A 25043-nucleotide genomic window follows, 5' to 3' on the forward strand; every position below is an offset into this window, starting at 1 on the left:
CTCTGTGAGGCCTCAACCCCATCTGAGCGGGCTTGATCGCCGGTGTCATGTCGAAGTGCGCTGTTTCACGGCCCTTTAACGCAATGCATACGCCGCGCAACCTCCACGTCATGCCCGTAATGTGATCTCGACAACATTGTGGTCACTGCGGAGGGTGGTTCCGTGGGCGAGCGCGAGCGCGAGATCGGCATCAACGGCGGCGTGGTGGTCGGTGTGGACGGCTCGGCGTCGTCCCTGCGAGCCCTGCGGGTGGCGGTGGAGGAGGCCTGCCGCCGCGGACTGGCCCTGCACGTGCTGCGGGCCTGGACCCTGCGCACCGCGCCCCGGCCACCGGACTGCCCGGCGGGCTCGGTGGCCAGCGTGACCCAGTACGAGGAGTGGCTGCGCAAGGCGACCGCGGAACTGGTGACCGAGCACGTCGGCGAGCGGGAGGACTGCGAGATCGCCGTGCACGTCGCGCACTCGCCCTCACCCCAGGCCCTGATCGCCGCCTCCAACGGCGCCGACCTGCTGGTGGTCGGCCATCGCGGCCGGGGCGGGTTCGCCGGACTGGTGCTGGGCTCGGTGGCCGACCAGGTGGTCCGGCACGCCCGCTGCTCGGTGCTGGTCGTGCGGCCCAGCGTCTAGGAAATAGCACGAGGCCCCGGCGACCCCCCGAAGGTCGCCGGGACCCCTGCTGCCGACTTCGCGGGCCCCGAACCCACAGCTATCGGTTGTTTCCCGATGAAGTCCTCGCCTGGAGGACGCCACTGGGGGTACCCGGGTTGCGTTGCCGGCGAAAATTTCTTTCCGCTACCCCGGGGAGTTCGTGCGCAGCTCGTGCAGCACCAGCCGATGACTGGCCGCCAGCTCGCCGACCTGCTCCGCGCTGGCCCCGCTCACGGTGAGCGAGCCGACCCATTCGTTGTCCAGTTCCCGGTGCACGCCGAACCCGGCCCCGGTGAGCACCCTGGCCAGCTCCTCGCATTGCGGGCTGCGCACCAGTACCACCGGAGTCCGTTGGCGCACAAGGAGTTCCGGATGCGCGAGCACATCAGGAGCACCGTGTTCGGCCCGGACCGAGGCAGGCGCGTGTTCCGGCTGGACCCCGGCCAGCCTGCGCAGCACCCGGCCGAAACGGCAGGTGGTGTGCGCAGCAGTCCTGGTCCCGCACGGTTCGGTCGCGGTGACCGTCTCGATCATGGCCGGGGCTCCTGGGGGTGAGAACGCCTCCCCTGCACACAATGACCGGATCGGGTGGTTCCGCGCGTCCTCCGTTGGTCGGGATTTCCCGTCATACCTTGGATGTAGATCTACGGTCTGATCATGGGTTACAACGATGCGCCAGACGGGTGGTGGCGCGAGTTCATCGCGGCCACCCCGCCGCACACCGGCAAGCTCGCGGTCACGCGCAAGGACGGGTCCCCGCACGTCTCGCCGATCTGGGTCGACCTGGACGGCGACGACCTGGTGTTCACCACCTACGCGCCCTCGATCAAGGGCAAGTCGATCCTGCGGGACGGCCGGGTGTCCATCTGCTTCGACAACGAGCGCCCGCCCTTCGACTTCGTCACCATCACCGGCACCGCGACCACCACTGACGACCCGGAGACGGTCCGGTACTGGGCCGGTCGGCTGGGCGCGCGGTACATGGGCGCGGAGCGGGAGCGGGAGTACGCCGAGCGCAACGGCGGCGAGGGTGAGCTGCTGGTCCGGGTGAAGATCGAGAAGGTGGTGGCCAAGACCGACGTGGCCGAGTGAGCACCGGTTTATGAACCACGGTTCACAAAGTTCGTGAACCGTGGTTCACTAATGCCGTGGCCCGACCAAGAACGATCACCGACCGCAGGCTGCTGGACGCCCTCGGCGTGGTGCTGGGCCGTTCCGGTCCCGCCTTCACCATCGCCGAGGTGGCCCAGCAGGCCGGCGTGGCGACCGGCACCGTGATGCAGCGCTTCGGCAGCAAGCACGGCCTGCTGCTCGCACTAAGCCGCGACCACCGGGCCGGGCAGGCCGCGGCGATCCGGGCGGCCGCGGCGGCCGCGGACAGCCCGCGGGAGGCGGTGCTGGCCGGCGCGCTGGTCGGCTACGAGTTCCTGGACAACGCCGAGCAAGCCGCCAACAACCTGGCGCAACTGGGCGTGGACCTGGCCGATCCGAAACTGCGCGAGGAGCTGGCCCTCGGCTACGCCACGGTCAACGCCGAGCTGGCCGAGCTGCTGGCCGCCGCCGCACTACCGGGCGCACCCGCGCCGGAGATCGCCGCGCGGATCCTCGGCGCGCTGGTCTCCGGCGCCGCCATGCACTGGTCGGTCCGGCCACACGGACGTCTGGTGGACCGGGTCCGCGCGGACCTGGACGCCGTGCTCGCGGGCTGGTCGCGGCCCGCGCTGGGAGAGGAGTCGGCATGAGCAAACCGTTGGTGGAGAAGGTCGCCCTGGTCACGGGCGGCACCCGAGGGGCCGGGCGCGGGATCTCGGTGGAGCTGGGCGCGGCGGGTGCCACGGTCTACGTCACCGGGCGCAGCAGCCGGACCACCGGACCCTCGCCGATGGGTCGGCCGGAGACCATCGAGGAGACCGCGGAGCTGGTCACCGCGGCAGGCGGGTTGGGCATCCCGGTGCGCTGCGACCACCTCGAGGAGTCCGATGTGGACACTCTGGTGGCCAAGATCCGGGATGGACACGGGCGGATCGACGTGCTGGTCAACGACGTCTGGGGCGGGGACGGCTTCTCCGAGCACAAGCCGGTGTGGGAGCACGACCTCGGCAAGGGCCGGGCCATGCTGCGCAACGGCCTGGACACCCACCTGATCACCCTGCACAAGGCGCTGCCGCTGCTGGTCGCGCAGCCGGGCGGCCTGCTGGTGGAGATCACCGACGGCGACGAGATGTTCAACCAGCGCTACCGCGAGGCGGTCTACTACGACCTGGTCAAGGCGGCCATCCTGCGCCTGGGCAAGGTCATGCACCAGGAGCTGGCCCCGCACGGTGGCACCTCGGTCGCGCTCACCCCCGGCTTCCTGCGCTCGGAGGAGGTGCTCGCGCACTTCGGCGTCACCGAGGCCACCTGGCGCGAGGCCCTGACCAAGGACGTGCACTTCGGCATTTCCGAGACCCCGCACTACCTCGGCCGCGCGGTGGCCGCGCTGGCCGCCGACCCGGACCGGGCGCGCTGGGGCGGGCAGTCGCTGTCCTCCTGGCAGCTGGCCAAGGCCTACGGCTTCACCGACGTGGACGGCTCCCAGCCGGACTGCGGCAGCTACTTCGCCGAGAACGTCTTCGCCGAAACCCCGCTGGGCAAGGACCCCGCCGAGTACCGCTAGGCCGTGTCCGGTGGATCCCGCACGCGATCGCCGGGCCCAGCCCGCCCCTGGCGGTGCCGCCAGGAACGACCTGGACTCCGGCGCTCACGCACGGGATCCACCGGACACGGCCTAGGCGTCGCCGGGGCGGGCCAGCCCGGTCTCGTAGGCCAGCACCACGGCCTGCACCCGGTCGCGCAGGTCCAGCTTGGCCAGGATGCGGCCCACGTGCGTCTTCACCGTCGCCTCGGACAGGAACAGCGTCTTGGCGATCTCCGCGTTGGACATGCCCTTGGCGATGAGCACCAGCACCTCGCGCTCCCGCTCGGTCAGCACGTCCAGCATGGTCGCGTCGCGCAACTGCCCGGAGTCCGCCGAACCGAGGAAGCGGTCCAGCAGCCGCCTGGTCACACTCGGCGAGACCACCGCGTCCCCGCTGGCCACCGCGCGCAGTGCGGAGACCAGGTCCGCGGGCGGGGTGTCCTTGAGCAGGAACCCGCTCGCCCCGCCGCGCAACGCGGCCAGCACGTACTCGTCCAGGTCGAAGGTGGTCATCACGAGCACCTTCGACGTGCCCTCGGCGCTGATCCGCTTGGTCGCCTCCACCCCGTCCAGCACCGGCATGCGCACGTCCATCAGCACCACGTCCGGGCGCAGCTCGGCGGCCTTGCGCACGGCCTCAGCGCCGTCCCCCGCCTCCCCGACCACCTGGAGGTCCTCCTGCGCGTCGAGCACCATGCGGAACCCCATGCGCATCAGTTCCTGGTCGTCCACCAGCATCACCCGGATCACGGGCCGAGCTTAGGGCTTGTCCACCGGATCGCGCCCGCGATAGCCGCGCCGGTTTGGTCGCTGGCGGCACGGCCGGAACGCCCGAATACGTCCGGTATGAGGGCGTCCCGGCCGCGCCACCAGCGACCAAACCGATCACGGCTCTCGCAGACGCGATCCGGCGGACAAGCCCTGGGCAATGTCCACTCAGGACCCGACGGTCCGATTGGTCAGTGGCAGCCGGGCCGAGACCCGCCACCCGCCACCCGGCCGCGGACCCGCCTCCAGCTCACCGCCGAAGACACTGGCCCGCTCCTGCATGCCGATCAGCCCGTTGCCGCCGGAGACCAGGCCAGAGCCGGTGCCGGGGCCGCCGCCGCTGTCGAGCACCTGCACCCGGACCGCGTCCTCCTCGCGGTGCACCCGCACCACCGCCTTCACGCCCGCGCCGCCGTGCTTGATGGTGTTGGTCAGCGCCTCCTGCACGATCCGGTACACGCCGAGCCCGATGCCGGCCGGCAGGTCGTCCAGGTCGCCGCGCAGGTCCAGCTGTACCGGCAGGCCCACCGCGCGCACCTTCGCCACCAGCTCCTCGACCTGACCCGCGCTGGGCTGTGGGGTCATCTCCGGATCGTTCTCATCCGTGGTGCGCAGCACGCCGAGCAGCCTGCGCAGCTCGTTGAGGGCCTGCCTGCCGGTGGTGGAGATGGTCTTCAGCGAGCGCTCGGCCAGCTCCGGTTTGTCCTTGATCATGTAGGACGCGCCGTCGGCCTGGACCACGATCACGCTCACCGCGTGCGCCACCACGTCGTGCAGCTCGCGGGCGATCCTGGTGCGCTCGGCGGCCACCGCGATCTTGGCCTGCTGGTCCCGTTCCAGCTCCAGCAGCAGCAGTCGCTGCACCGCCTCCTCGTTCAGCGCCCTGCGGGCCGCGACGATCTCGCCGAGCAGCCAGGCGAAGGCGGGCGCGGCGAACCAGCTGAACGCCGACCAGGCGGCCGGGCCCGGTTCCGGGAAGCGGATCAGCACCACCACGTTGACCATCAGGATGCAGAAGGCGAACGCGCCCGCCGAGCGGCGGGTGCCGTACACCGCGAGGGTGTAGAGCATGATCGGAATGCCCAGCTCGCCGACCCGGTAGTCCATGTCGGCCGGATGCGTGAAGATCCGCAGGAACTCGGCGAAGACGATCAGCCCGCCGGCCACCATCGGCTGGCGGCGGCGCACGATCAGGGGAACGGTGAGCAGCGCACCGACCGAGTAGTAGTTCGTGTCGGTGACCACCCAGTTCGGGTTCTTGCCCAGCATGTCCAGCGTGGTGAGCAGGACGACCAGCGCCGTGTCGCCCACCAGGGGGTGGGCCCGCAGCCACAGGCTCAGTCTCCGCACCCGACGAGGGTAAACACTGCCCAGCCGGGTGGCGTCGTACCGCAGGCGGAGTTTCGCTACCCCTTGTGGATTACCGCCGGGCCCGCGCCGGAGCCGTCCTGCGTGCGACGATGCACCGGTGAACCCGGGGCCACTGTCCGCAGCCGTCGCCCACCTCTGCCAGCGGCTCACCCCGCAGGTCGGCTCGCGCACCGCGGCCGGGTTCGCCGAGGTGCTCCGGCGGCTGGGCGCCCCGCTCCAGGTCGCGGTCGCCGGCCGGATCAAGTCGGGCAAGTCCACGCTGGTCAACGCGCTGATCGGGCGGCGGGTGGCGCCCACCGACATCGGCGAGTGCACCCGGCTGGTCACTCGCTTCCACTACGGCACGGTGGACCGGGTCGAGGTGATCTTCACCGACGGCGGCAAGCAGGTGCTGCCCTTCGACGCCGACGGCATGATCCCGGCCAAACTCGGCGTCGACCTGAACCGGGTCTCGCACCTGGAGGCCTACCTGACCAGCGCGGTGCTGCGGGACCTGACCGTGATCGACACCCCCGGCCTCGGCTCGCTGGACGCCGCCTCGGTGGCCCGCACCGAGTCCGAGCTGCTCGGCGAGCCCGGCCAGGCCGCCGACGAGCTGGACGAGGTCTCCCGCAACGCGGTGGTCGGCGCGGAGGCCGTGCTCTACGTGGTCACCCAGACCGTGCGCTCGGACGACCGGGCCGCGCTGGCCGCCTTCACCGCGGCCACCGCCAGCCGGGAGGCCGGTCCGGTGAACGCGATCGCGGTGCTCAACAAGGCCGACACCATCGTCCCGGAAACCGTGGCCGGCTCGGGCGGCGACCTGTGGAAGGCGGCCGAGCTGCTGGCCGCGCACCAGGCCGAGACGCTCAAGCCCAGGGTCGCCGACGTGCTGCCGATGATCGGCCTGCTCGCCGAGACCGCGGAGACCGGCGGCTTCACCGCGGCCGACGCCGAAGCGCTCAAACAGCTCGCCGCCCTCGATGAGACCACCCGCGCCACCATGCTGCTCTCGGCCGACCTGTTCACCAGCTGGGACACCCCGGTGCCTGCCGCCACCAGGGAACGCCTGCTCAGCTGCCTCGACCTGCACGGCATCGGCACCGCGCTGAACCTGCTCGCCGCCGACCCCGAGCTGACCGCGGGCGCGCTGCGCCGCGGCCTGCTGGAGGCCTCCGGCCTGGCCGCGGTCCGGGCCAAGCTGGACGTGGTGTTCAAGGCCCGCGCCGACGGCATCAAGGCCGCCGCCGCGCTCGCCTCGGTCACCGCGCTGGCCCGCGCCTCCGGCGACCCCGGCGAACGCCAGCGCGTGCACGACGCCATCGAGGTCCTGCTGGCCAAGCCAGAGGCGCACCAGCTCCGCCTGCTGGAAGCCCTCACCCTGGTCACCTCCGGCCAGGTGGCCATGCCTGCCGACCTGGCCGAGGAGGTGCTGCGGGTGGGCGGCTCGGCCAAACCCGACCAGCAGCTCGGCCTGCCCGGCCGCCCCCGCCAGGAACTGCTCGCCTTCGCGCTGGAACGGGCCGGCTGGTGGCGGGCCTTCGCCTCCTTCGGGGCCACTCCGGCGCAAAGCCGGGTGGCGCACGTGGTGCACCGCGCATACTTCCTGATCTGGCAGCAGCTCGGTGGAGGATCGAGATGACGACCGGGGGAACCGGACCGGTGGACGCCGCGTCGGAAGAGGTCATGTTCGACCCCGCACGCGGTGAGCGGAAGAAGCTCATCCAGCTGTGCCTCTACGCGCTCGACCGGGCCCGCAGCGCCGGTGTCGCGGAGCGGATCGTGCACGGGCTGGCCGGAGTGGGGGTGACCGCGGTGCGGCCGGACGGGGAGCGGTTCGACCCGGCCGTGCACGAGGCGGGCGGCACCCAGCCCACCGACGACCCCGCGCTGGCCGGGCTGGTCGCCGAGACCGAGGTGGTGGGTTTCCTGGACCACGGACAGCCGGTGCGGCCGCCGATCGTGACCGTGTACACGCTGCGCGAGGCCGCCGGGTGAACGCGCCGGTGACCTCGGGGGTGCCGCTGCCCAAGCTGGTGCGGCACACCGTCGGGCGGCTGGTCGAGCTGCTCAAGGAGGCCGATCCGGCCGCCGCCGAGTGGGTGGCCGCGGTGCGCGACGGGCGGCCCTCGGTGCCCTCGGTGGTGGTCGTCGGTGAGACCAACCGGGGGAAGAGCTCGCTGGTCAACGCGTTGCTGGCGGCGGAGAACCTGTCGCCGGTGGACGCGCACGTGGCCACCGCCAACTACCTGGTCCTCGCCCACGGCGAGGAGTGGGCCGCGCAGGCCTGCTACTCGGGGCAGGTGCAGCCGGTGTCCTTCCCGGTGGAGCAGCTGCACCGCTGGGTGACCGTGACCGGGGAGCTGCCGGAGGGCCAGCTGCCGCCCCGCTTCGTCCGGGTCGAGGCGCCCATCCCGCTGCTGAGCCGGTTGACCGTGATCGACACCCCCGGGGTCGGCGGGCTGGACTCGATGCACGGCGAGCTGGCCGCCGAGGCCGCCGCCAACGCCACCGCGCTGCTGTTCGTGGTGGATGCCTCCGCGCCGCTGACCAGCGGCGAGCTGACCTTCCTCGCCCAGGCGGGCGAGCGGGTGGAGACCGTGTTGTTCGCGCTGACCAAGACCGACCAGTACCGGGGCTGGCGGCAGGTGCTGGAGGCCAACCGGGCACTGCTGGCCGAGCACGCGCCCCGGTTCGCCGGCGCCGTCTTCCACCCCGTCAGCGCCCGGATGTTCGGCCTGGCCAAGAACGCGCCCACGCCGGAGACCGCGGCGCTGCTGCGCGAGCAGTCCGGCATCGCGCCGTTGCAGACCGGCCTGCAGGAGCTGGTCGCCGCGCACGCGGCCATGCTCGCCGAGGCCAACACGCTGCGCGCGGCGGCCACCGCACTGGCCGAGCAGACCGTCAAGCTGACCGCCGAGCAGCGCACCCTGAGCACCGGCGAGGACGAGGCCGAGTCGCTGCGGGCGCGCAAGGACGAGCTGGTCGCGCTGCGCCGCTCGGCCACCAGGGGCTGGCAGGTGCGGCTGCGCGGGGAGACCCAGCGGGCGCGGGTGGAGAGCTCGCACGAGGTGGCCAGGCAGATGCGGGACGTGCAGTCCTGGTTCCGGCGGGCCATCGACGCCGCCGACCGGGAGGGCCTGCAACGGCTGCCGCAGGAGCTGGACGCGGCGCTGCAGCTGGTCTCCGGCCGGTTGAGCGACGGACTGGCCGCCCGGCTGGACGCGCTGGCCAAGGCGGTGCTGGCCGAACTGTTCTCCCCGGACGAGCTCGATGTCATCCGGTCCCAGTTCGCCCGCGCCGGACAGCCGCCGGTGCTGCTGCGCAGCCCGGACCGGCGCCCGCCCAACGCCGAGGACAAGCTGCTGGTGTTCATGGGCGTCTCCGGCGGGCTCGGCCTGGGCAAGGCCGCCGCGCTGCCGCTGGCCGGGCTGGGCATCGCCGCCTCCAGCGCGCTGGTGCTGCCGGTGACCATCGTGCTCGGCCTCGGCGCGGGCTGGTGGCTGGCCCGCACCCGCAAGCACACCGCGGACAAGACCTACCTCAAGCAGTGGCTCACCGAGGTGGTCGCGGACGCCCGCTCCACCATGGAGCAGCTGGTCTCCGAGCAGCTGATCGAGGCCGAGCAGCAGCTCTCGCTGGCCATGGACGACGCGCTGGGCAGGCGGATCGGCGCGATCGAGGACGAGCTGCGCGAGGTGGACAAGGCGCTGCGGATGGACACCGCCGAACGCAACCGGCGGCTGCAGGCGGTCGGCAAACGGCTCGCCGAGGTGAAGGCGGGGCGGGCGCAGGCGGAGATGCTGCTGGGTCGCATCCGCGATCAGCGCGACGCGGGTTGACAGGTTGTCACCATTTCGATCGGTTGCCGACTTGGCGATGGAACCGAACGGGCCTACCGTAAGTCGAAGTGGCAAGAAACGCCCAGCTTGCCCGCACCCCGGGTAGTCCAAGGGGGATCAGGTGTACATCGAGGAGACCGGCGCCACCGACGGTGACATCAAGGTGACCGTGGACGGTGAGGAGATGACCGTCGAGGCTGTCAGCGACAGCAACCAGGACGGGATCGACGACACGGCGGTGGTCGAGACCGACGACGGCTACCTCAGCTTCACCGACACCAACGGCGACGGCACCGCCGACGTCATGCGCACCCTCGACGACAAGGGCGCGGTGGTCAGCACCGCGCGCTTCGACTCGGCCAGCGGCGAGTGGGTCACCGAGGGACAGCGCTCCAGCGCGGGCCCGCAGACCGCGGTGGGGACCGGGTCCGGGCTGATCGTGCACGGCCCCGACGGCGAGCAGCACCTGCAGGGCGAGCTGACCGACACCGACGGCGACGGCAAGGGCGACACCCTGGTGGTCACCGACGCCGACGGCGACACCGTGGTCTTCGCCGACATCGACGGCGACGGCGACGCGGACGTGGCCACCGAGATCACCGGCAGCGGCCAGGTGATCGTCAGCGAGCACCGGGGCAACGGCGAGTGGGTCGTGGTGCACGACGAGAGCCTCGGCGACACCATGGGCAGCGAACCGGCCCGGCTCTCCGACGCCGACTGGGAGGTCGAGACCGCCACGGACAAGGCGCCGCAGGGCAGCTTCCACGTGGACCCGGTCACCGGCGAGTGGGTCGACTCCACCGGCACCGGCGGCGGCATCGGTGGCGCGCAACAGCCCCGCTGGACATAGAACTACGCCCCGGAGTACCCCGGTTCAGCCGGGCTAAAACCCGAATCAACCTCATCCGGATACCGGGTGGGGTTGATCTCTTTGTGGGACACGCCACCAGAGAGCGCTTGCTGAGCTGGGCGGGGCCGGAAACGTCACCCGTTCATCTCCGCGCCACAAGTGGCTGAATCGATCCCCTTATCGGTCTTGTGAGCGAGGCGACACTCCGGGTGTCGGCAGCGCCTGTTGGGTACCGCTAGCCTCAAAACAATCCCTTTCCACGCCACGCCCGGCGCCCCCGGGCGTAGCGTCGCTTTCTTCGCTCAGGCAGGAGACGCCATGACCGCACTGACCATCCCCGGTCTCGATCAGGCACCCACGACGCACGCGCGCCTGCTTTCCTGGGTTCGTGAGGTCGCGGAACTGACCGCGCCGGACGAGGTCGTCTGGGTCGACGGGTCGCCCGAGGAAGCTGAGCGCCTGAACCAGAAACTGGTCGACGCAGGCACCTTTGTGCGACTCCAGAACAAACCGAACTCGTTCTGGTGTGCCTCTGACCCCAATGACGTGGCCAGGGTGGAAGAGCGGACCTACATCTGTTCCGTTGACGAGGCCGACGCCGGTCCGACCAACAACTGGATGAATCCGGTCGAGATGAAGTCCATCATGACCGAGCTCTACCGCGGCTGCATGCGCGGCCGCACGATGTACGTCATTCCGTTCTGCATGGGCCCGCTCAGCGCGGAAAAGCCCATGCTGGGCGTGGAAATCACCGACTCCGAATACGTCGTGGTGTCCATGGGCGTCATGACCCGCATGGGCAGCAAGGCGCTGGCGCTCTTCGGTGACGACGCCGACTACGTGCCCTGCCTGCACTCGGTCGGCGCGCCGCTGGAGCCCGGCCAGCAGGACGTGCCGTGGCCCTGCAACGACACCAAGTACATCACCCACTTCCCGGAGACCAGGGAGATCCAGAGCTTCGGCTCCGGCTACGGCGGCAACGCGCTGCTGGGCAAGAAGTGCTACTCGCTGCGCATCGCCTCCACGATCGCGCGCGAGGAGGGCTGGCTGGCCGAGCACATGCTGATCCTCAAGCTGACCTCGCCGGAGCAGAAGGTCCACTACATCGCCGCGGCGTTCCCCTCGGCCTGTGGCAAGACCAACCTCGCCATGCTGGAGCCGACCATCCCCGGCTGGAAGGTCGAGACCCTCGGCGACGACATCGCCTGGATGCGCTTCGGCGAGGACGGCCGCCTGTACGCGGTGAACCCGGAGGCCGGCTTCTTCGGCGTCGCGCCCGGCACCAACTGGAAGACCAACCCGAACGCCATGCGCACCATCGAGCGCGGCAACTCGGTGTTCACCAACGTCGCCCTCACCGACGACGGCGACATCTGGTGGGAGGGCATGGAGAACACGCCCGCGCACGCCACCTCGTGGAAGAAGCAGGACTGGACCCCGGCCGACGGCGAGAACGGGGTGCTCAGCTCGCACGCCAACTCCCGTTACTGCACGCCGATGTCGCAGTGCCCGGTGCTCGCGCCGGAGTGGGACGACCCCAACGGCGTGCCGATCTCGGCGATCTTCTTCGGCGGCCGCCGCGGCACCACCATCCCGCTGGTGAACGAGGCCCGCGACTGGCAGCACGGCGTGTTCATGGGCGCCACCCTCTCCAGCGAGAAGACCGCGGCCGCCGCGGGCAAGGTCGGCGACGTGCGCCGCGACCCGATGGCCATGCTGCCCTTCATCGGCTACCACGCCGGTGACTACTTCGCGCACTGGATCTCCGTCGGCAAGAACGCCGACTCGGTGAAGCTGCCGAAGATCTTCTACGTGAACTGGTTCCGCCGGGGCGACGACAAGCGCTTCCTGTGGCCCGGATTCGGCGAGAACGGCCGCATCCTGAAGTGGGCCATCGAGCGCATCGAGGGCAAGGCCGCGGCCCAGGAGACCCCGATCGGCCACGTGCCGACCGCGGACGACCTGGACCTGTCCGGGCTGGACGCGCCGAGGGCCGACATCGAGGCCGCGCTGGCCGTGGATGTGGACGAATGGCGGGCCGAACTGCCGCTCATCGAGGAGTGGTTCACTCAGATCGGTGACAAGCTGCCCAGCTCGCTGCGTGACGAGCTGGAGGCGCTCAAGCAGCGTCTTGCCTGATCAGCGTCACGCACCAGAGCTCGGGGCCCGGTGGCCAGCGTCGTCCGCCGGGCCCCGAGCCAGGTTTGTGTGACCCTGTGGCAAGGGACACAGTGAAGTGCATGCCCGAACGTCCTGGTCCCGCCACTCGCGCCCGCAGGGTGTGTGCCGTGCTGCGCACCCTGCGCAAGGCCAACCGCCTCACCCTGCATCAGGTCGCGCTCGCCCTCGGCGTCTCGGTGACCAAGGTGCAACGCATGGAGACCGGGCGGCGCGGCCTGCACGTCGACGACGTGAACGCCCTGCTCACCCTGTACCAGGTGCCCGCGCAGCAGCGGGCCGAGCTGCTCGCCCAGGTGGGCGCGGCGGCCAACCCCGGCTGGTGGCAGGCCCCCGGCTCGCGGCTGCCCGCCGACCTGCGCCAGCTGATCGGCCTTGAGGACGAGGCCGCGGTGGTGCGCGACTACGAGCTGGCCATGGTGCCCAGCCTGCTGCAGACCGCCGAGTACGCCAGGTCCGCGCTGGGCGGCATGGACCACCGGCTGCACGAGCCCGACCTGGGCCGCCAGGTCGCGGCCACCATGACCAGGCAGATGGTGCTGGCCAGACCCACCCCGCCGAACCTGCACTGCGTGGTCGAGGAGAGCGCGCTGCAGCGGCCGATCGGCGGGCCAGGGGTGCTGGCCCGCCAGCTGCAGGCGCTGTGCGTGCTGGCGGACCGGCCCAACGTCACGCTGCGGGTGCTGCCCGGCAGCCGGGGCGCGCATCCCGGGCTGCGCGGCTCGATGACCATCCTGGAGTTCGCCGACGCGCCCACCCTGGTGTGCGTGCCCACGGCGGGCACGCACACCTTCCTGCAGACCGCGGCCGAGGTGGACCGGGCGCGGGAGGCCTGGGCGGTGCTGGAGCACCTGGCCCTGCCGCCCGCGGAGTCGGCGCACCTGCTCGGCGGGTACGCCGGTGAGCTGGCCCGCGCTAGCTGATCGCCGGGAACGGCGGCCGTGGCTTGGCCGCCGGGTCCGGCATGGGCTCGCCCGCGCAGGTGCTGCCGTTGGCCGGCAGGGCGCCGGTGGTCAGGTAGGCGCTGACCCTGGTGTCCACGCAGGCGTTGCCGCGCAGGTACATCCAGTGGTCGCCCTCGTCGGTGACCACCAGCATCGGCGAGCCCTTGGGCAGCACCCGCTGGGCCCGCTGGGCGCCCTCGATCGGGGTCTGCGGGTCGCGCACGGAGTCCACCAGCAGCATCGGCGGCAGGCCGCGGCCGGTGACCCCGGGCAGGCGCAGGTCAGGGCGCTGCCAGGACATGCACTGCTGCACGATCTTCTGCCAGCCCATCAGCGGATACCTGCGGCCCAGTCGCTCGGACTCGGCGATGGTCCCGGCCCGGCCGCCGCGGTAGGGCGTGTCGTTGCAGACGATGGACAACGCGGTGCCGGTCTGGCTGTTCGGGTCCGGGGTGAGGATGTCCTGTCCTGGCGCGGACTCCGCCGCCGGGCCGCCCTCGCTGAGCCGCTTGAGCAGGGCCAGGTTCGCCGCGGCGCTGGGGAAGTAGTCCTTCTGCCCCTGGGTGCCAACGATCACCATGTCGAGGTCCGCGCCGCCCAGCAGTCTTCCTTGCACCGCAACGGGTTTCGCGGCCAGCCGGGCCCGCACGGTCTCGTACGTCGCGCCCGTCTCGGCCGCGGTGCGGCCCCAGCCGTAGCGGTCGTGGTGCCGGGCCAGCCAGGGCAGGAAGTCGGTGCGGAACCGGCGTTCCATGGCACGGGCCTGGTCGTTGAGCAGCTGCTGCCAGGTCGCGGTGACATCGGGGACCGAGTCCAGCACGAACCGGCCCACCCGGTGCGGGAAGTAGGTGGCGTAGAACGGGCCGAGCCAGGCGCCGCCGGACACCCCGTAATAGTTGATCTTGTGTTCGCCGAGCAGGTGGCGCAGCAGGTCGAGGTCGTGCGCGGTCTGCTCGGTGTTGACGTACTTGCCCAGTTCGCTGTTCTGGCAGTCGCGGGCGATGGCGTCGTTGACCGCCAGGAACTTCGCCAGGTTGGCCGGGCTGCGGTCCCGCCAGTCCGGCAGCGGCGAGGGCGCGGTGGGCTGGCAGCTGACCTGGCTGCTGCCGCCGGTGCCGCGCACGTCGATGCCGTAGACGTCCTGGCCGGCCAGCACCGCCTGCTGGCCGGCGGCCAGGAAGTTCAGCGGGAAGGACCGGCCGGCCTCGCCCGGTCCACCGGGGTTGGTGAACAGCACGCCCTGGCGGACGCCGGTGGCGCGCAGCCGGGTGATCGCCACGGTGATGTCCTTGCCCTCGCGGGGGCGGCGCCAGTTCATCGGCGCGGCGTAGCCGGCGCATTCCAGCGCGGTGCCGCCCGGTGGCAGGCCGGGTGGCGGGTTGGCCTGGTCGAAGCAGGGTTTCCAGTTCAGGCGCTGGGTGAGGTAGCGGCTCGGGGTGGACCCGGTGGCGAAGGCGGCCGCGGGCGCGGCGAGCAGTGCGGCGGCGACCACCAGCACGGTTGCCTTGCGTCTCAAGGACATCTGGTTTCCCCCTCAGGAAGTGTGCCGTGGGCGAGGAAGGCCTCGACCGCGGTGTTCACGCACGGGTTGCCGGGGTAGAGGCCGTGGTCGCCGCCGGCGACGACCAGCAGCCGGGAGCCGGGCAGGCGCTGCTGCAGGCGGCGGGCGCCCTCGATCGGCGTCTTCGGGTCCTGTTCGGACTGCACGATGAGCATCGGCGGCAGGCCGTGGCCGGTGATCCGGGTGACCGGCAGGCCGGGCCGCTGCCAGCCGAGGCAGTCGTTGACCACCTGGGCCCAGCCGTAGAGCGGGTACCGCTGGCCCAGCCGGGCCGAGTCGGCCACCAGCGAGGCCCTGGTGAATCGGGATGGCGTGTCGTTGCAGCGGATCGCGGTGTAGACCGCGCCGTAGCTGGCCGGGTCCGGGTTGAGGATGTCCGAGCCGGGCGGCGCGGCCAGCGGGGTGGCCTGGCCCTTGTCCAGTGCGGCCAGCTGACCGGCCAGGCCGGGGAAAGCGGCGGCGTGGCCGAGGCCGCCGAGGATGATCGCGTCCAGCACGGCCCCGTTGATCCCGTTGACCGGAGCCGTTGCCAGGCGGGCACGCAATCCCTCGTACCGGGCATGTGCGGCGGCCGGGGTCTGGCCCCAGCCGTAGGTCGCGTGCCGCTGCGCCAGCCAGGGCAGGAAGCCTTCGCGGAACCGGCGCTCGTAGGCCATCGGCAGCGTGGCCTGGGTGCTCTCCCAGCTGCCGGTGGCGTCCATGGCCGAGTCCAGCGCGAACCGGCCGGCCCGGTGCGGGAACAGGCTGGCGTAGTGCGTGGCCAGCCAGGTCCCGGCGGAGATGCCGAGGAAGTTGATCTTCCGCTGGCCGAGCAGGTGGCGCAGCAGGTCCAGGTCGCGGGCGGTCTGCGCGGTGGTGGTGGTCGCCGCCCGCTCGCCGAGGAAGACCTGGCAGTCGCGGATGATCCGCTCGGCCTGGTCCTGCATGGCGGTCAGGTTGGCCGGGGTGCGGTCCCTCGGGTCCAGCGGCAGCGCTTGGTCAGCGGCGGCCGGTGGCCCGCAGCGGACCGGTGAGCTGGCGCCGGTGCCGCGCGGGTCGATGCCGATGAGGTCAAAACGGTCGGCGAGCTCGGTGCGGCGGGACAGCGACAGCGGCAGCCTGCGGCCGGGCGAGCCCGGTCCGCCGGGGTTGGTGAACAGCACGCCTGCCGCCGGGCCGGTGGCCCTGATCCGGCTCACCGCGATGCTGATCTTCTTGTGTCCCGGGCGGTGCCAGTCCAGCGGGGCCTGGAACTCCGCGCACTCCAGGCGCTCGAAGTTCGCCGGTGGGTTCGGTGGCGGGTCGGCCGGATCGAAGCAGGGTCGCCAGGACAGCTGCTGGCCGGTCAGCGGATCGGCTTGGGCCAGGGCCGGAGTTGTTGCCAGGGAAAGGAAAACCGTGCTGAGCAAGGCCAGCCCAATGGTGCGGTTCTTGGTGCGGTGCTGGGCGTCCACCCGTGCTCCCCTCAGTGCGCCTGTTGGTCACGCTAAGGAAAAACGGTGGAGCGCGCAGTGAACCTGGACCACACTCAGGGCGTCTTCAGGGGAGTACGTAAGGGGAAAATCAGCGAGAAGTAGGGAGGTGTGCCATGGCCGGGCTGGCGATGCTCGTGCTTGCTGTGGCCGCCGTGGTGATGGTTCTGCTGGCGCAGCAGGGAGAACGTCCGGGGGCGGAGCTGGACGCGCGCACCCATGAGCGCCTGCCCACCGGGTCAGGCCGGTAGCTCGGCCTGACCGCCGATGCCGCGGACGGTCTTGGAGACCGGCTTGTTCGTCTCGGCGAAACAGGTGCCGACGGTGTAGCCCTCCGACCAGTCGCGTTCGGAGGGCACCCGCCAGCTGGTCGCCACGTCCGGGCGGCCCTCCGGCGCCAGCAGGTAGTCGATGACCACCTGCTTGCAGTGCTTGTCCATGGTGGAGTGCAGCTGCTCGGGAGGCGGGATCTTGTCGCTGCTCTTGCCCAGGTTCTTCACCGAGGGCAGCGCCTCACCCACGTGCGGCTGGTTGCACGGCACGCCGACCAGCGTCTCCGCCTTCGACGGCGAACCGGCCGTGCACAGCTGGTAGGCCCAGAAGTCCTTCTTCAGCGCGTCCTTGAGCGAGCCGGTGCGGCTGACCGGCGCGCCGTCCGGGCCGACCTCGACCACGGTGCAGATCACGTAGTGCTGCCCGGTGGCCCACAGCGCCTTGTCCGGCCAGATCGCGCCCACCCGCAGCCTGCTGGCCGGGGCGGCCTCACTGCCCATGTACTCGGTGAGCTTCTCCGCGCACCGCGGGATCGAGCTGGCCAGCAGGGTCGAGTCGTCGGGGTAGGCCTTGGGCAGGTGCTGCGGCAGCGTCTCCAGCCAGGTCACCTCGGCCTCGTGCGAGCGCGCGCAGGGCACCCGGCCCAGCACCTTGGCGTCGAAGCACTCGCCGACGCCCGGCAGCTTCTCCTCCGGCGGCGCGGTCAGCTTCGTGGTCGGCCGCGCCGGCACCACACCGCTCACCGAGGTCGGCTCGCCCGCCACGGTCGCGCCGGTGGTGCACCCGGCGGCCAGCAGCGCGCACAGCGTGAGCGCCAGTGCTGCTCTCCGCATGCTCGCCTCCCTCGCTGACCGTGATCGTGCGGCTACCGTCCCGTACGGCTGGTGCGCTGTTGGTCACGATTCGGGCACTTCGAACACAGGGTTTTCCTGCTGCCCGATGACGACCATTGCCACACATGCCTAACATCCGCGACACATCCGCGCCCGGCAAGGTCACCGTAGCGGTGGCAGGCCCGCGGGGGAGGACAACGGAGGAGTTCGATGCCGTCTGGTTCGTCACCACCAGTCTCCGCGCGCCCCAGCGGGCTGCGCTGGAACTGGTGGAACCTGCTGCTCGTGGTGCCGCTGCTGATGCTGGTCACCCCGATGATCAACTTTGATGAGCCGCGGCTGCTCGGCCTGCCGTTCTTCTACTGGTCGCAGTTCGCCTTCGTGCCGCTGGGCGTGGTCTGCGTCGGGCTGGTCTACCTCAAGACCAGGGACGAGCCGGTGGTCACGGACGCGCCGGACCGCCTTGACGTGGACCGGCTGGACGAGGGGGACAAGGCGTGAGCGAGATCCAGTGGCCCCAGCTGATCGTCTTCGCGGTGCTGTTCCTGCTGGTGACGGTGCTCGGGTTCGTGGCATCCAAGTGGAAGGCCGGTGACACCCTCGACCACCTCGACGAGTGGGGTCTCGGCGGCCGCAAGTTCGGCTCCTGGATCACCTGGTTCCTGGTCGGCGGCGACCTCTACACCGCCTACACCTTCGTCGCGGTGCCGGCGCTGATCTTCGGCGCTGGTGCGATGGGCTTCTTCGCGCTGCCCTACACGGTGATCCTGTACCCGCTGGTGTTCCTGCCGCTGCTGCGCATGTGGTCGGTGTCCAGGGTGCACGGCTACGTGACCCCTGCCGACTTCGTCCGCGGCCGCTACGGCTCGCGCATCCTGGCCCTGCTGATCGCGGTCACCGGCATCATCGCCACCATGCCCTACATCGCGTTGCAGCTGGTGGGGCTGGAAGCGGTGCTGCGCACCATGGGCTTCAACGGCAGCGGCCTGCTCGGACACCTGCCGCTGTTCATCGGCTTCCTGATCCTGGCCGTCTACACCTACCAGTCCGGCCTGCGCGCCCCGGCGCTGATCGCCTTCGTCAAGGACACGCTGATCTACATCGTGATCCTGGTCGCGGTCATCTACCTGCCGGCCAAGCTGGGCGGCTGGACCACGATCTTCGAGCGCTCCTCCGAGCTGCTGTCCCAGCCAGGTGCCAACGGCCAGCCCAAGGGCTCGCTGCTGCTGAACCCGAACAACCAGCTCCAGTACGCCACCCTGGCGCTGGGCTCGGCGCTGGCGCTGTTCCTCTACCCGCACTCGCTGACCGGCATCCTGGCCTCCAGGGGCCGCAACGTGATCAAGAAGAACATGGTCGCGTTGCCCGCCTACTCGCTGCTGCTCGGTCTGCTGGCGCTGCTCGGCTACGTGGCGCTGACCGCGGGCACCAAGCCGCTGATGAACAACGCCACCGGGCGGCCGGACTCCAACACCATCGTGCCGGTGCTCTTCGACCAGCAGTTCCCCGGCTGGTTCGCCGGTATCGCCTTCGCCGCGATCGGCATCGGCGCGCTGGTCCCGGCCGCGATCATGTCCATCGCCGCGGCCAACCTGTGGACCCGCAACATCTACAAGGAGTACCTGAAGAAGGACGCCTCGCCGAAGCAGGAGGCGCAGCAGGCCAAGCTGGCCTCGCTGGTGGTCAAGTTCGGCGCGGTCGCCTTCATCGTCTTCGTCGACCCGCAGTACTCCATCGACCTGCAGCTGATCGGCGGCGTGATCATCCTGCAGACGCTGCCCGCGGTGGCGATCGCGCTCTACACCCGCTGGTTCCACGTGTGGGGCCTGGTCGCGGGCTGGATCGCCGGTATGGGCTACGGCTTCTACCTGCTCTACCAGATCCCGAACCCGGCCGCGGGCCGCGCGCACTTCGGCGGTTCCGCGCTGACCCTGGACAAGCTGTCCCTGCTCGGCTGGGAGCCGTTCGCCGGGTCCAAGGTGCAGATCTACGTCGGGTTCATCGCGCTGGTGGTGAACCTGGTGGTCGCGGTGGTCGGCACGATCATCGCCAGGCAGCTCAAGGTGTTCAACGGCACCGATGAGACCAAGGGCGAGGATTACCACGCCGACGAGGGCGACCCCTCGCTCAAGGCGGTCGCCGCGCACTGACGCGGGAAGGCGAGGTTCCCCGGTCCGCCAGGGCCGGGGAACTCCGCTCGCCACACCAGTTCGTCGACCTGGCACAGCACCGACCCGGCGCCGCCGGGGGCCAGCTCCGGCGCCCCGGCCACCCGCCGGGTCCCGGCAGGCCCCGGTCCGCCGCGCAGCACCAGCGGCGCGTCCACCCTGGCCCGCCGCCACAGCGCGCCCAGCCGCTCCCCGGTCAGCTCGGCCGCCGAGCCATGCCCGGCCACCACGTCCCACAGCGGCCGCCGCCTGCCCAGCTCCCCGGCCAGCCAGCGCTCCTGCCCCGCCCCCAGCAACGACCCGGTCTGCCGGTACTGCTGGGTGTCCACCAGCCGCAGCGCCAGCAACCGCCCCCAGCGCAGGCTCCGGTAGATCGGCATCCGCCCGCCGTCCGGCCGCGAGGCCGCGCGCAGCGGCTGGTGCTCGTAGTAGGCCCGGCAGGCCGCCACCCACTCCCCGGCCAGCTCCCCCGGCCCCCACACCGACACCTGCGGCGCACTCGCCCGCGCCAGCTGCGCGGCCGGGGTGAGCAGGCTCATCGCCCGCTCCCGCGGATCACCGCCGGATGGCCGGTGCTCGCCGAGCCGGAGCACCAGGTCGGCAGGCTGCGGCAGGGCGTCACCGCTGGTCACGGCCAGCCGCAGCGGTTCGAGCGCGACCGGGTGCGGCGCGGTGCGGGTGCGCCCGGTCAGCGAGAGGTGCCTGCCGTGCCGGAAGCGGAAGAAGTACTCGGTGCTCGGTTCCAGGCCGTCCACCTCGACGTGCACGCTGTGCCCCCACTCGGGCAGCGCGTCAGTCTCGCCCGCACGCACCACCCTGGTGCCTGCCGGATCGGCGCTGAGCTGCCAATGCACGGTCAGCGGGAGGTCCGGGGCGCCGGTCAGGCGGGTCCAGAGCACCACCGAGTCCGGCTCGGGGTCGCCGGAGGCCACGCCGAGGGTGAACGGGTCCTGTCGCACCTTAGGCAGGTAATCAGGTATGGACGTCCACCGCGTGGCGGCAAGGTGCCATTGGAGTGAATCTAGTGTTTGAATCGACGGCGTGGATCGAGCCGTACTGACTGACACCGTCCGCTCGCGGTGGGACAACGATGTCCTGACGAGCCTGTCCGAACTGGTCTCCGTGCCCGCGATCTCGCCGGCCTTCGACCCCGACTGGGCCCGCAACGGCCACCTGGACGCCGCCATCGAGCACGTCCGCCGCTGGCTGGTCGAGCGCGCGCTACCCGGCGCCGCCGTGGACGTGGTGCGCCTGGAGGGCCGGACCCCGGTGCTGCTGCTCGACCTGCCGGCGCAGGCCGGGTTCGAGGACGCGGGCACCGCGCTGCTCTACGGGCACCTGGACAAGCAGCCGCCGGTGGGTGGCTGGTCCGAGGGGCTCGGCCCGTGGACGCCGGTGCTGCGGGACGGCCGCCTCTACGGCCGGGGCTCGGCCGATGACGGCTACGCGGGCTACGCCGCGGTCACCGCGATCGAGGGCCTGCTGGCCGCCGGTGGCGCGCACGGGCGCTGCGTGGTGCTGCTGGAGACCGGCGAGGAGTCCGGCAGCCCCGACCTGCCCGCCTACCTGGAGCACCTGCGCGACCGGCTGGGCGAGGTGTCGCTGGTGGTCTGCCTGGACTCCGGCGCGGCCGACTACGAGCGGATGTGGCTGACCACCTCGCTGCGCGGCCTGGTGCAGACCCAGGTGACCGTGCGCGTGCTGGAGTCCGGTCAGCACTCCGGCTCGGCCAGCGGGGTGGTGCCCAGCTCCTTCCGCGTGCTGCGCCAGCTTCTGGACCGGCTGGAGGACTCGGCTACCGGCAAGGTGCTGCTGCCCGAGCTCAGCGCGGACATCCCGGCGGAGCGGGTGCGGGAGGCCGAGGAGGCCCTCGCCGTGCTGCCCGGCCTGCTGCTGCGGCTGTTCCCGCTGATGCCGGGCATGCGCACGGTGACGGAGGACGAGCTGGAGCTGGAGCTCAACCGCACCTGGCGGCCGACGCTGTCGGTCATCGGCGCGGACGGCCTGCCGGTGCCGGACGACGCGGGCAACGTGCTGCGCCCGCACACCACGCTGATGCTGGGCTTCCGGCTGCCGCCCACCGCGGACTCGGCCGCCGCGCTGGCCGCGGTGCGCCGCGCGCTGACCACCGACGTGCCCTACGGCGCCCAGGTGGAGCTGGCCAAGGTGGAGGCGGCCGACGGCTGGAACGCGCCGAGCCTGCGGCCCTGGCTGCGCGAGGCCCTGGACACCGCGGGCGAGCAGGTCTTCGGCACCGGCTGGAAGGCCACCGGCGAGGGCGGCTCCATCCCGTTCATGGGCCTGCTGCACGAGGCGTACCCGCAGGCGCAGTTCGTGGTCACCGGCGCGCTGGGTGCGGACAGCAACGCGCACGTGCCGGATGAGTCCCTGCACCTGGACTACGCCCGCCGGATCACCGAGGCGATCTCCTACGTGCTGGACGCGCACGCCCGTTCCGGTAAGTGAGTTGCGTGGCCCGGATCGCTCAGGCGGTCCGGGCCTGCCGGATGCCGATCACCACCCCGGCCAGCACGGACAGCCCCAGCGTGGCCACGCCGACCAGGGTGGACCAGTCCGCCGGGCTGATCTGGGGGTGTGCGCGCAGGAACTGGGCGTTGGCCACGCCGAACCAGGTCCACATGGCCAGCGCGAGCACCGCGCAGCCCAGGCCGAGCAGCTGTTCGCCCAGTGAGCGGCCGCCCACTGCCGCGCACGGCGGTTCGCTCACCCATCTGCTCCCCCTGTCTCCGTTGCGCCGGGGATCAAACACGCACGGCCAGGGTGTCCGCATGCTGATCACCCGTCCGGCCGTGGCCAGCGCGGTGCGCAGCCGCAGGGTTAGCCCAGGTAGCTCAGCCTGCATAGTCATGGACCCGTAACCGGCTACCTGCTGTGCTACCGGCCATCCGGATGGCAGGATGCGCAGAACTTGCCCGGAAACTGACTACGAGGAGTGACACCGTGGCCCGTCGACCAAGACACCAGGTGCTCGCCCTGCTGCCGGTGGCAGCACTGCTGCTCGCCGCGACCGCGTGTGGCGGCGGTGGCGGCGCCACGGCCAACGGTGTGCCGCTGGTCGAGGCAGGGAAGATCAAGACCTGCACGCACCTGCCGTACGAGCCCTTCCAGTTCAAGCAGGGCAACGAGGTCGTCGGCTTCGACGTCGACCTGGTGAACCTGGTGGCCAAGGACCTGGGCGTCAAGCAGGAGATCGTGGACGGTCCGTTCGACACGATCGCCTCCGGCCAGGACCTCAACATCAACAAGTGTGACGTGGCCGCCGCGGGCATGACCATCACGGACACCCGCAAGCAGAACTTCGACTTCTCCGACCCGTACTTCCTGGCCACCCAGGCGCTGCTGGTCAAGAAGGGCTCCGGCATCACCAGCCTTGACTCGCTCAAGGGCAAGAAGATGGGTGTGCAGGCCGACACCACCGGCAAGGTCTACGCGGAGAAGAACGCCGCGCCCGCCGGGGTGGAGCTGGTGACCTTCGAGGACCTCGGCCTGCTGCTGGAGTCGGTGAAGAACGGTTCGGTCGCCGCGGCCATCAACGACGACTTCGTGCTCAAGGACTACGCCCGCAAGAACCCGGACACCGAGATGACCGCGGCGTTCAACACCAACGAGAACTACGGCATCGGCGTCCGCAAGGGCAACGACGTGCTGCTGAAGAAGGTCAACGAGGTGCTGGCCAAGGCCAAGAGCGACGGCACCTACGCGAACCTCTACGAGAAGTGGTTCAAGGAGAAGCCGAAGCAGGGCTGATCCGACCGTCCGGGGCCGGTGCGAGATCCGCACCGGCCCTGTCTGTTTGCCAGGAGCTTGTGTATGTCAGGAAAGACCGGCCTCAGCCGGAGACAGCGCGCCCGGTTGTTCCGGGGCATCCAGTACGGCCTGCTCGTCGTCGTGCTCGTGGTGATGGCCTTCCTCGCCAACTGGGAGAAGATCGTCACCTCGTTCTTCGACTTCGAGGTCGCGGGGCAGCTGTTCCCGAACATCATCGTCATCGCGTTGAAGAACACCATCGTCTACACCGCGCTGGGCTTCGCCTTCGGCATCGTCGTGGGTGTCATCCTCGCGCTGATGCGGCTGTCCTCGGTCGGCCCGTACCGCTGGATCGCCACCCTCTACATCGAGTTCTTCCGGGGCCTGCCCGCGCTGCTGGTCTTCCTCGCGGTCGGCTTCGGCATCCCCACCGCGTTCGGGATGAACGTCGACCGCATGCTGATCATCACCTTGGCGCTGGGCATCGTGGCCTCGGCCTACATGGCCGAGACCATCCGGGCCGGCATCAAGGCGGTGCCCAAGGGACAGGTGGAGGCGGCCCGCTCACTGGGCATGTCGCCGACCAGGACGCTGGTCACCGTGGTCATCCCGCAGGCCTTCCGGATCATCCTGCCGCCGCTGACCAACGAGCTGATCATGCTGGTCAAGGACTCCTCGCTGGTGTTCTTCATCGGTTCCACGCTGGAGCAGCAGGAGCTCGCCCAGTTCGGCCGCCAGGCGCTGAGCCAGTACAAGAGCATGACGCCGTTCGTGGTGGCCGGCCTCTGCTACCTGATCATCACCATTCCGCTGTCGATCGTGCAGCAGCGGTTGGAACGCAAGGCCAACGCCACCGTGAAGGGGGGTCAGTGATGACCAAGCAGGCGATGGTCGAGGTGACCCAGCTGCACAAGAGCTTCGGGCCGCTGGAGGTGCTCAAGGGCATCGACGTGTCGGTCTCCCGCGGCGAGGTGGTGTGCGTGATCGGGCCGTCCGGCTCGGGCAAGTCCACCCTGCTGCGCTGCGTGAACCTGCTGGAGCAGCCCACCGCGGGCAAGGTCGTGGTCAACGGGGTCGAGCTGACCGACGAGGACTGCGACCTGGACGGCGCCCGGATCAAGATCGGCATGGTTTTCCAGTCGTTCAACCTGTTCTCGCACCTGAGCGTGCTGGACAACCTCACCGTGGCGCAGCGCAAGGTGCTCAAGCGCGGCAAGGCCGAGGCCGAGCGCACCGCGCGGGCGAACCTGGACCGGGTCGGGCTCTCGGACAAGGTCAACGCGATGCCCGCGCAGCTCTCCGGCGGTCAGCAGCAGCGGGTGGCCATCGCCCGCGCGCTGTCGATGAACCCGGACCTGATGCTCTTCGACGAGCCCACCTCCGCGCTGGACCCGGAGCTGGTCGGCGATGTGCTCGGGGTGATGCGGCAGCTGGCCGACGAGGGCATGACCATGCTGGTGGTCACGCACGAGATGCAGTTCGCCCGTGAGGTGGCCGACCGGGTGCTGTTCATGGACGGCGGCTACGTGGTCGAGGAGGGCCCGGCCGAGCAGGTGATCGGCAACCCGCAGCAGGAGCGCACCCAGACCTTCCTGGCGCGCGTGCTCGACCCCACCCACCAGGGGCGCGCGGAAGCCTGAGCGGACCCCGGCGCGGCCGTCATACTGTCTACAGTGGACAGTATGACGGCCGCGCCGCCGTGTGTGGATGAACCTGTGGAATCTGTGGACAA

General features: G+C 70.9%; 25 protein-coding genes. 17 read left to right on the top strand and 8 right to left on the bottom strand.

The annotated features are described in order from the left end of the window. Window positions 1–162 precede the first annotated feature (162 nt). Complete coding sequence (locus tag ACWDY5_RS10260; RefSeq protein WP_449721945.1) at window positions 163–627, top strand: universal stress protein; 465 nt, start codon at window positions 163–165, stop codon at window positions 625–627. Window positions 628–792: 165 nt separating this feature from the next. Here ACWDY5_RS10260 and ACWDY5_RS10265 read toward each other — a convergent pair whose 3' ends face one another. Next, a complete protein-coding gene (locus ACWDY5_RS10265) occupies window positions 793–1182 on the bottom strand; it encodes a hypothetical protein (RefSeq protein ID WP_449721946.1) in 390 nt (129 codons plus the stop codon). Between the two features lie 123 nt (window positions 1183–1305). On the opposite strand from ACWDY5_RS10265, the gene ACWDY5_RS10270 reads away from it, so the two are divergent. Genes ACWDY5_RS10270 through ACWDY5_RS10280 form a run of 3 tightly spaced genes read left to right on the top strand, consistent with a single transcriptional unit; the run spans window position 1306 to window position 3304 of the window. After that, a complete protein-coding gene (locus ACWDY5_RS10270) occupies window positions 1306–1740 on the top strand; it encodes a PPOX class F420-dependent oxidoreductase (RefSeq protein ID WP_449721947.1) in 435 nt (144 codons plus the stop codon). A gap of 56 nt (window positions 1741–1796) precedes the next feature. Continuing rightward, window positions 1797–2390, top strand: a complete 594-nt coding sequence (locus ACWDY5_RS10275) for a TetR/AcrR family transcriptional regulator (RefSeq protein ID WP_449721948.1) — start codon at window positions 1797–1799, stop codon at window positions 2388–2390. Beyond that, window positions 2387–3304 carry an SDR family oxidoreductase gene (locus tag ACWDY5_RS10280; protein WP_449721949.1) on the top strand — a complete coding sequence of 306 codons (918 nt, stop codon included), beginning with the start codon at window positions 2387–2389 and terminating at the stop codon, window positions 3302–3304. Before ACWDY5_RS10275 ends, ACWDY5_RS10280 begins: the two co-directional genes overlap by 4 nt. Before the next feature lie 111 nt (window positions 3305–3415). Here the strand turns inward: ACWDY5_RS10280 and ACWDY5_RS10285 are convergent, their stop codons facing one another. Continuing rightward, window positions 3416–4075, bottom strand: a complete 660-nt coding sequence (locus ACWDY5_RS10285) for a response regulator (protein WP_252483635.1) — start codon at window positions 4073–4075, stop codon at window positions 3416–3418. 186 nt (window positions 4076–4261) lie between these two features. Beyond that, the gene (locus ACWDY5_RS10290) at window positions 4262–5443 is read right to left on the bottom strand and encodes a sensor histidine kinase (RefSeq protein ID WP_449721950.1); all 1182 of its coding nucleotides are present in this window, start codon (window positions 5441–5443) and stop codon (window positions 4262–4264) included. Between the two features lie 118 nt (window positions 5444–5561). Between ACWDY5_RS10290 and ACWDY5_RS10295 the strand changes: the two genes are divergently transcribed. From ACWDY5_RS10295 to ACWDY5_RS10320, 6 genes are all read left to right on the top strand, one after another. Beyond that, window positions 5562–7085 (top strand): dynamin family protein, encoded by a 1524-nt coding sequence (locus ACWDY5_RS10295; RefSeq protein ID WP_449721951.1) that lies wholly within the window; start codon window positions 5562–5564, stop codon window positions 7083–7085. After that, entirely contained in the window at window positions 7043–7441 is a 399-nt protein-coding gene (grpE, locus tag ACWDY5_RS10300; RefSeq protein WP_449722074.1) for a nucleotide exchange factor GrpE, read from the top strand. The genes ACWDY5_RS10295 and grpE overlap by 43 nt, the downstream gene beginning before the upstream one ends. Continuing rightward, on the top strand, window positions 7438–9285 hold the full coding sequence (locus ACWDY5_RS10305) for a dynamin family protein (RefSeq protein WP_449721952.1): 1848 nt from the start codon (window positions 7438–7440) through the stop codon (window positions 9283–9285). Before grpE ends, ACWDY5_RS10305 begins: the two co-directional genes overlap by 4 nt. A 121-nt stretch (window positions 9286–9406) precedes the next feature. After that, on the top strand, window positions 9407–10135 hold the full coding sequence (locus ACWDY5_RS10310) for a hypothetical protein (RefSeq protein ID WP_252483639.1): 729 nt from the start codon (window positions 9407–9409) through the stop codon (window positions 10133–10135). Between the two features lie 318 nt (window positions 10136–10453). After that, a complete protein-coding gene (locus tag ACWDY5_RS10315) occupies window positions 10454–12274 on the top strand; it encodes a phosphoenolpyruvate carboxykinase (GTP) (protein WP_449721953.1) in 1821 nt (606 codons plus the stop codon). Window positions 12275–12375: 101 nt separating this feature from the next. Further along, complete coding sequence (locus ACWDY5_RS10320) at window positions 12376–13236, top strand: helix-turn-helix domain-containing protein (protein WP_449721954.1); 861 nt, start codon at window positions 12376–12378, stop codon at window positions 13234–13236. Here ACWDY5_RS10320 and ACWDY5_RS10325 read toward each other — a convergent pair. Further along, window positions 13229–14779 carry an alpha/beta hydrolase gene (locus tag ACWDY5_RS10325; protein WP_449721955.1) on the bottom strand — a complete coding sequence of 517 codons (1551 nt, stop codon included), beginning with the start codon at window positions 14777–14779 and terminating at the stop codon, window positions 13229–13231. The genes ACWDY5_RS10320 and ACWDY5_RS10325 overlap by 8 nt on opposite strands. After that, window positions 14770–16251: an alpha/beta hydrolase gene (locus ACWDY5_RS10330; protein ID WP_449721956.1), complete on the bottom strand. Its 1482-nt coding sequence runs from the start codon at window positions 16249–16251 to the stop codon at window positions 14770–14772. Before ACWDY5_RS10330 ends, ACWDY5_RS10325 begins: the two co-directional genes overlap by 10 nt. 134 nt (window positions 16252–16385) lie before the next feature. Here ACWDY5_RS10330 and ACWDY5_RS10335 point away from each other — a divergent pair, with 134 nt between their 5' ends. After that, window positions 16386–16520: a hypothetical protein gene (locus ACWDY5_RS10335; RefSeq protein WP_256509777.1), complete on the top strand. Its 135-nt coding sequence runs from the start codon at window positions 16386–16388 to the stop codon at window positions 16518–16520. Here ACWDY5_RS10335 and ACWDY5_RS10340 read toward each other — a convergent pair. After that, complete coding sequence (locus ACWDY5_RS10340; RefSeq protein ID WP_449721957.1) at window positions 16509–17375, bottom strand: septum formation family protein; 867 nt, start codon at window positions 17373–17375, stop codon at window positions 16509–16511. The genes ACWDY5_RS10335 and ACWDY5_RS10340 overlap by 12 nt on opposite strands. A 210-nt stretch (window positions 17376–17585) precedes the next feature. On the opposite strand from ACWDY5_RS10340, the gene ACWDY5_RS10345 reads away from it, so the two are divergent. Beyond that, a complete protein-coding gene (locus ACWDY5_RS10345; protein WP_252483645.1) occupies window positions 17586–17876 on the top strand; it encodes a DUF3311 domain-containing protein in 291 nt (96 codons plus the stop codon). Beyond that, window positions 17873–19525, top strand: coding sequence for a monocarboxylate uptake permease MctP (mctP, locus tag ACWDY5_RS10350; RefSeq protein WP_449721958.1), 1653 nt, complete (start codon window positions 17873–17875; stop codon window positions 19523–19525). The genes ACWDY5_RS10345 and mctP overlap by 4 nt, the downstream gene beginning before the upstream one ends. On the opposite strand, the gene ACWDY5_RS10355 is transcribed toward mctP, so the two are convergent. After that, window positions 19474–20502 carry an alkaline phosphatase D family protein gene (locus ACWDY5_RS10355; protein WP_449721959.1) on the bottom strand — a complete coding sequence of 343 codons (1029 nt, stop codon included), beginning with the start codon at window positions 20500–20502 and terminating at the stop codon, window positions 19474–19476. The two genes, mctP and ACWDY5_RS10355, sit on opposite strands and share 52 nt — an antisense overlap. Window positions 20503–20584: 82 nt before the next feature. On the opposite strand from ACWDY5_RS10355, the gene ACWDY5_RS10360 reads away from it, so the two are divergent. Next, entirely contained in the window at window positions 20585–22009 is a 1425-nt protein-coding gene (locus tag ACWDY5_RS10360) for a M20/M25/M40 family metallo-hydrolase (protein WP_449721960.1), read from the top strand. Between the two features lie 19 nt (window positions 22010–22028). Here ACWDY5_RS10360 and ACWDY5_RS10365 read toward each other — a convergent pair whose 3' ends face one another. Then, complete coding sequence (locus ACWDY5_RS10365; RefSeq protein ID WP_449721961.1) at window positions 22029–22271, bottom strand: hypothetical protein; 243 nt, start codon at window positions 22269–22271, stop codon at window positions 22029–22031. 233 nt (window positions 22272–22504) lie between these two features. Here ACWDY5_RS10365 and ACWDY5_RS10370 point away from each other — a divergent pair, with 233 nt between their 5' ends. From ACWDY5_RS10370 to ACWDY5_RS10380, 3 genes are all read left to right on the top strand, one after another. Next, complete coding sequence (locus tag ACWDY5_RS10370) at window positions 22505–23311, top strand: transporter substrate-binding domain-containing protein (RefSeq protein WP_449721962.1); 807 nt, start codon at window positions 22505–22507, stop codon at window positions 23309–23311. Between the two features lie 63 nt (window positions 23312–23374). Continuing rightward, window positions 23375–24184, top strand: coding sequence for an amino acid ABC transporter permease (locus tag ACWDY5_RS10375; protein ID WP_449721963.1), 810 nt, complete (start codon window positions 23375–23377; stop codon window positions 24182–24184). Next, window positions 24184–24951: an amino acid ABC transporter ATP-binding protein gene (locus ACWDY5_RS10380; RefSeq protein WP_449721964.1), complete on the top strand. Its 768-nt coding sequence runs from the start codon at window positions 24184–24186 to the stop codon at window positions 24949–24951. Before ACWDY5_RS10375 ends, ACWDY5_RS10380 begins: the two co-directional genes overlap by 1 nt. Window positions 24952–25043 lie beyond the last annotated feature (92 nt).

It is taken from the genome of Crossiella sp. NPDC003009 (assembly GCF_053591555.1).

Excerpts from the sequence above, each read along its gene's own strand:
- ACWDY5_RS10265 (WP_449721946.1), bottom strand. The coding sequence starts at position 1,182 with ATGATCGAGACGGTCACCGCGACCGAACCGTGCGGGACCAGGACTGCT.
- ACWDY5_RS10380 (WP_449721964.1), top strand. The coding sequence starts at position 24,184 with ATGACCAAGCAGGCGATGGTCGAGGTGACCCAGCTGCACAAGAGCTTC.
- ACWDY5_RS10315 (WP_449721953.1), top strand. The coding sequence starts at position 10,454 with ATGACCGCACTGACCATCCCCGGTCTCGATCAGGCACCCACGACGCAC.
- ACWDY5_RS10375 (WP_449721963.1), top strand. The coding sequence starts at position 23,375 with ATGTCAGGAAAGACCGGCCTCAGCCGGAGACAGCGCGCCCGGTTGTTC.
- ACWDY5_RS10270 (WP_449721947.1), top strand. The coding sequence starts at position 1,306 with ATGGGTTACAACGATGCGCCAGACGGGTGGTGGCGCGAGTTCATCGCG.
- ACWDY5_RS10325 (WP_449721955.1), bottom strand. The coding sequence starts at position 14,779 with ATGTCCTTGAGACGCAAGGCAACCGTGCTGGTGGTCGCCGCCGCACTG.
- ACWDY5_RS10335 (WP_256509777.1), top strand. The coding sequence starts at position 16,386 with ATGGCCGGGCTGGCGATGCTCGTGCTTGCTGTGGCCGCCGTGGTGATG.
- ACWDY5_RS10320 (WP_449721954.1), top strand. The coding sequence starts at position 12,376 with ATGCCCGAACGTCCTGGTCCCGCCACTCGCGCCCGCAGGGTGTGTGCC.
- ACWDY5_RS10345 (WP_252483645.1), top strand. The coding sequence starts at position 17,586 with ATGCCGTCTGGTTCGTCACCACCAGTCTCCGCGCGCCCCAGCGGGCTG.
- ACWDY5_RS10280 (WP_449721949.1), top strand. The coding sequence starts at position 2,387 with ATGAGCAAACCGTTGGTGGAGAAGGTCGCCCTGGTCACGGGCGGCACC.
- ACWDY5_RS10340 (WP_449721957.1), bottom strand. The coding sequence starts at position 17,375 with ATGCGGAGAGCAGCACTGGCGCTCACGCTGTGCGCGCTGCTGGCCGCC.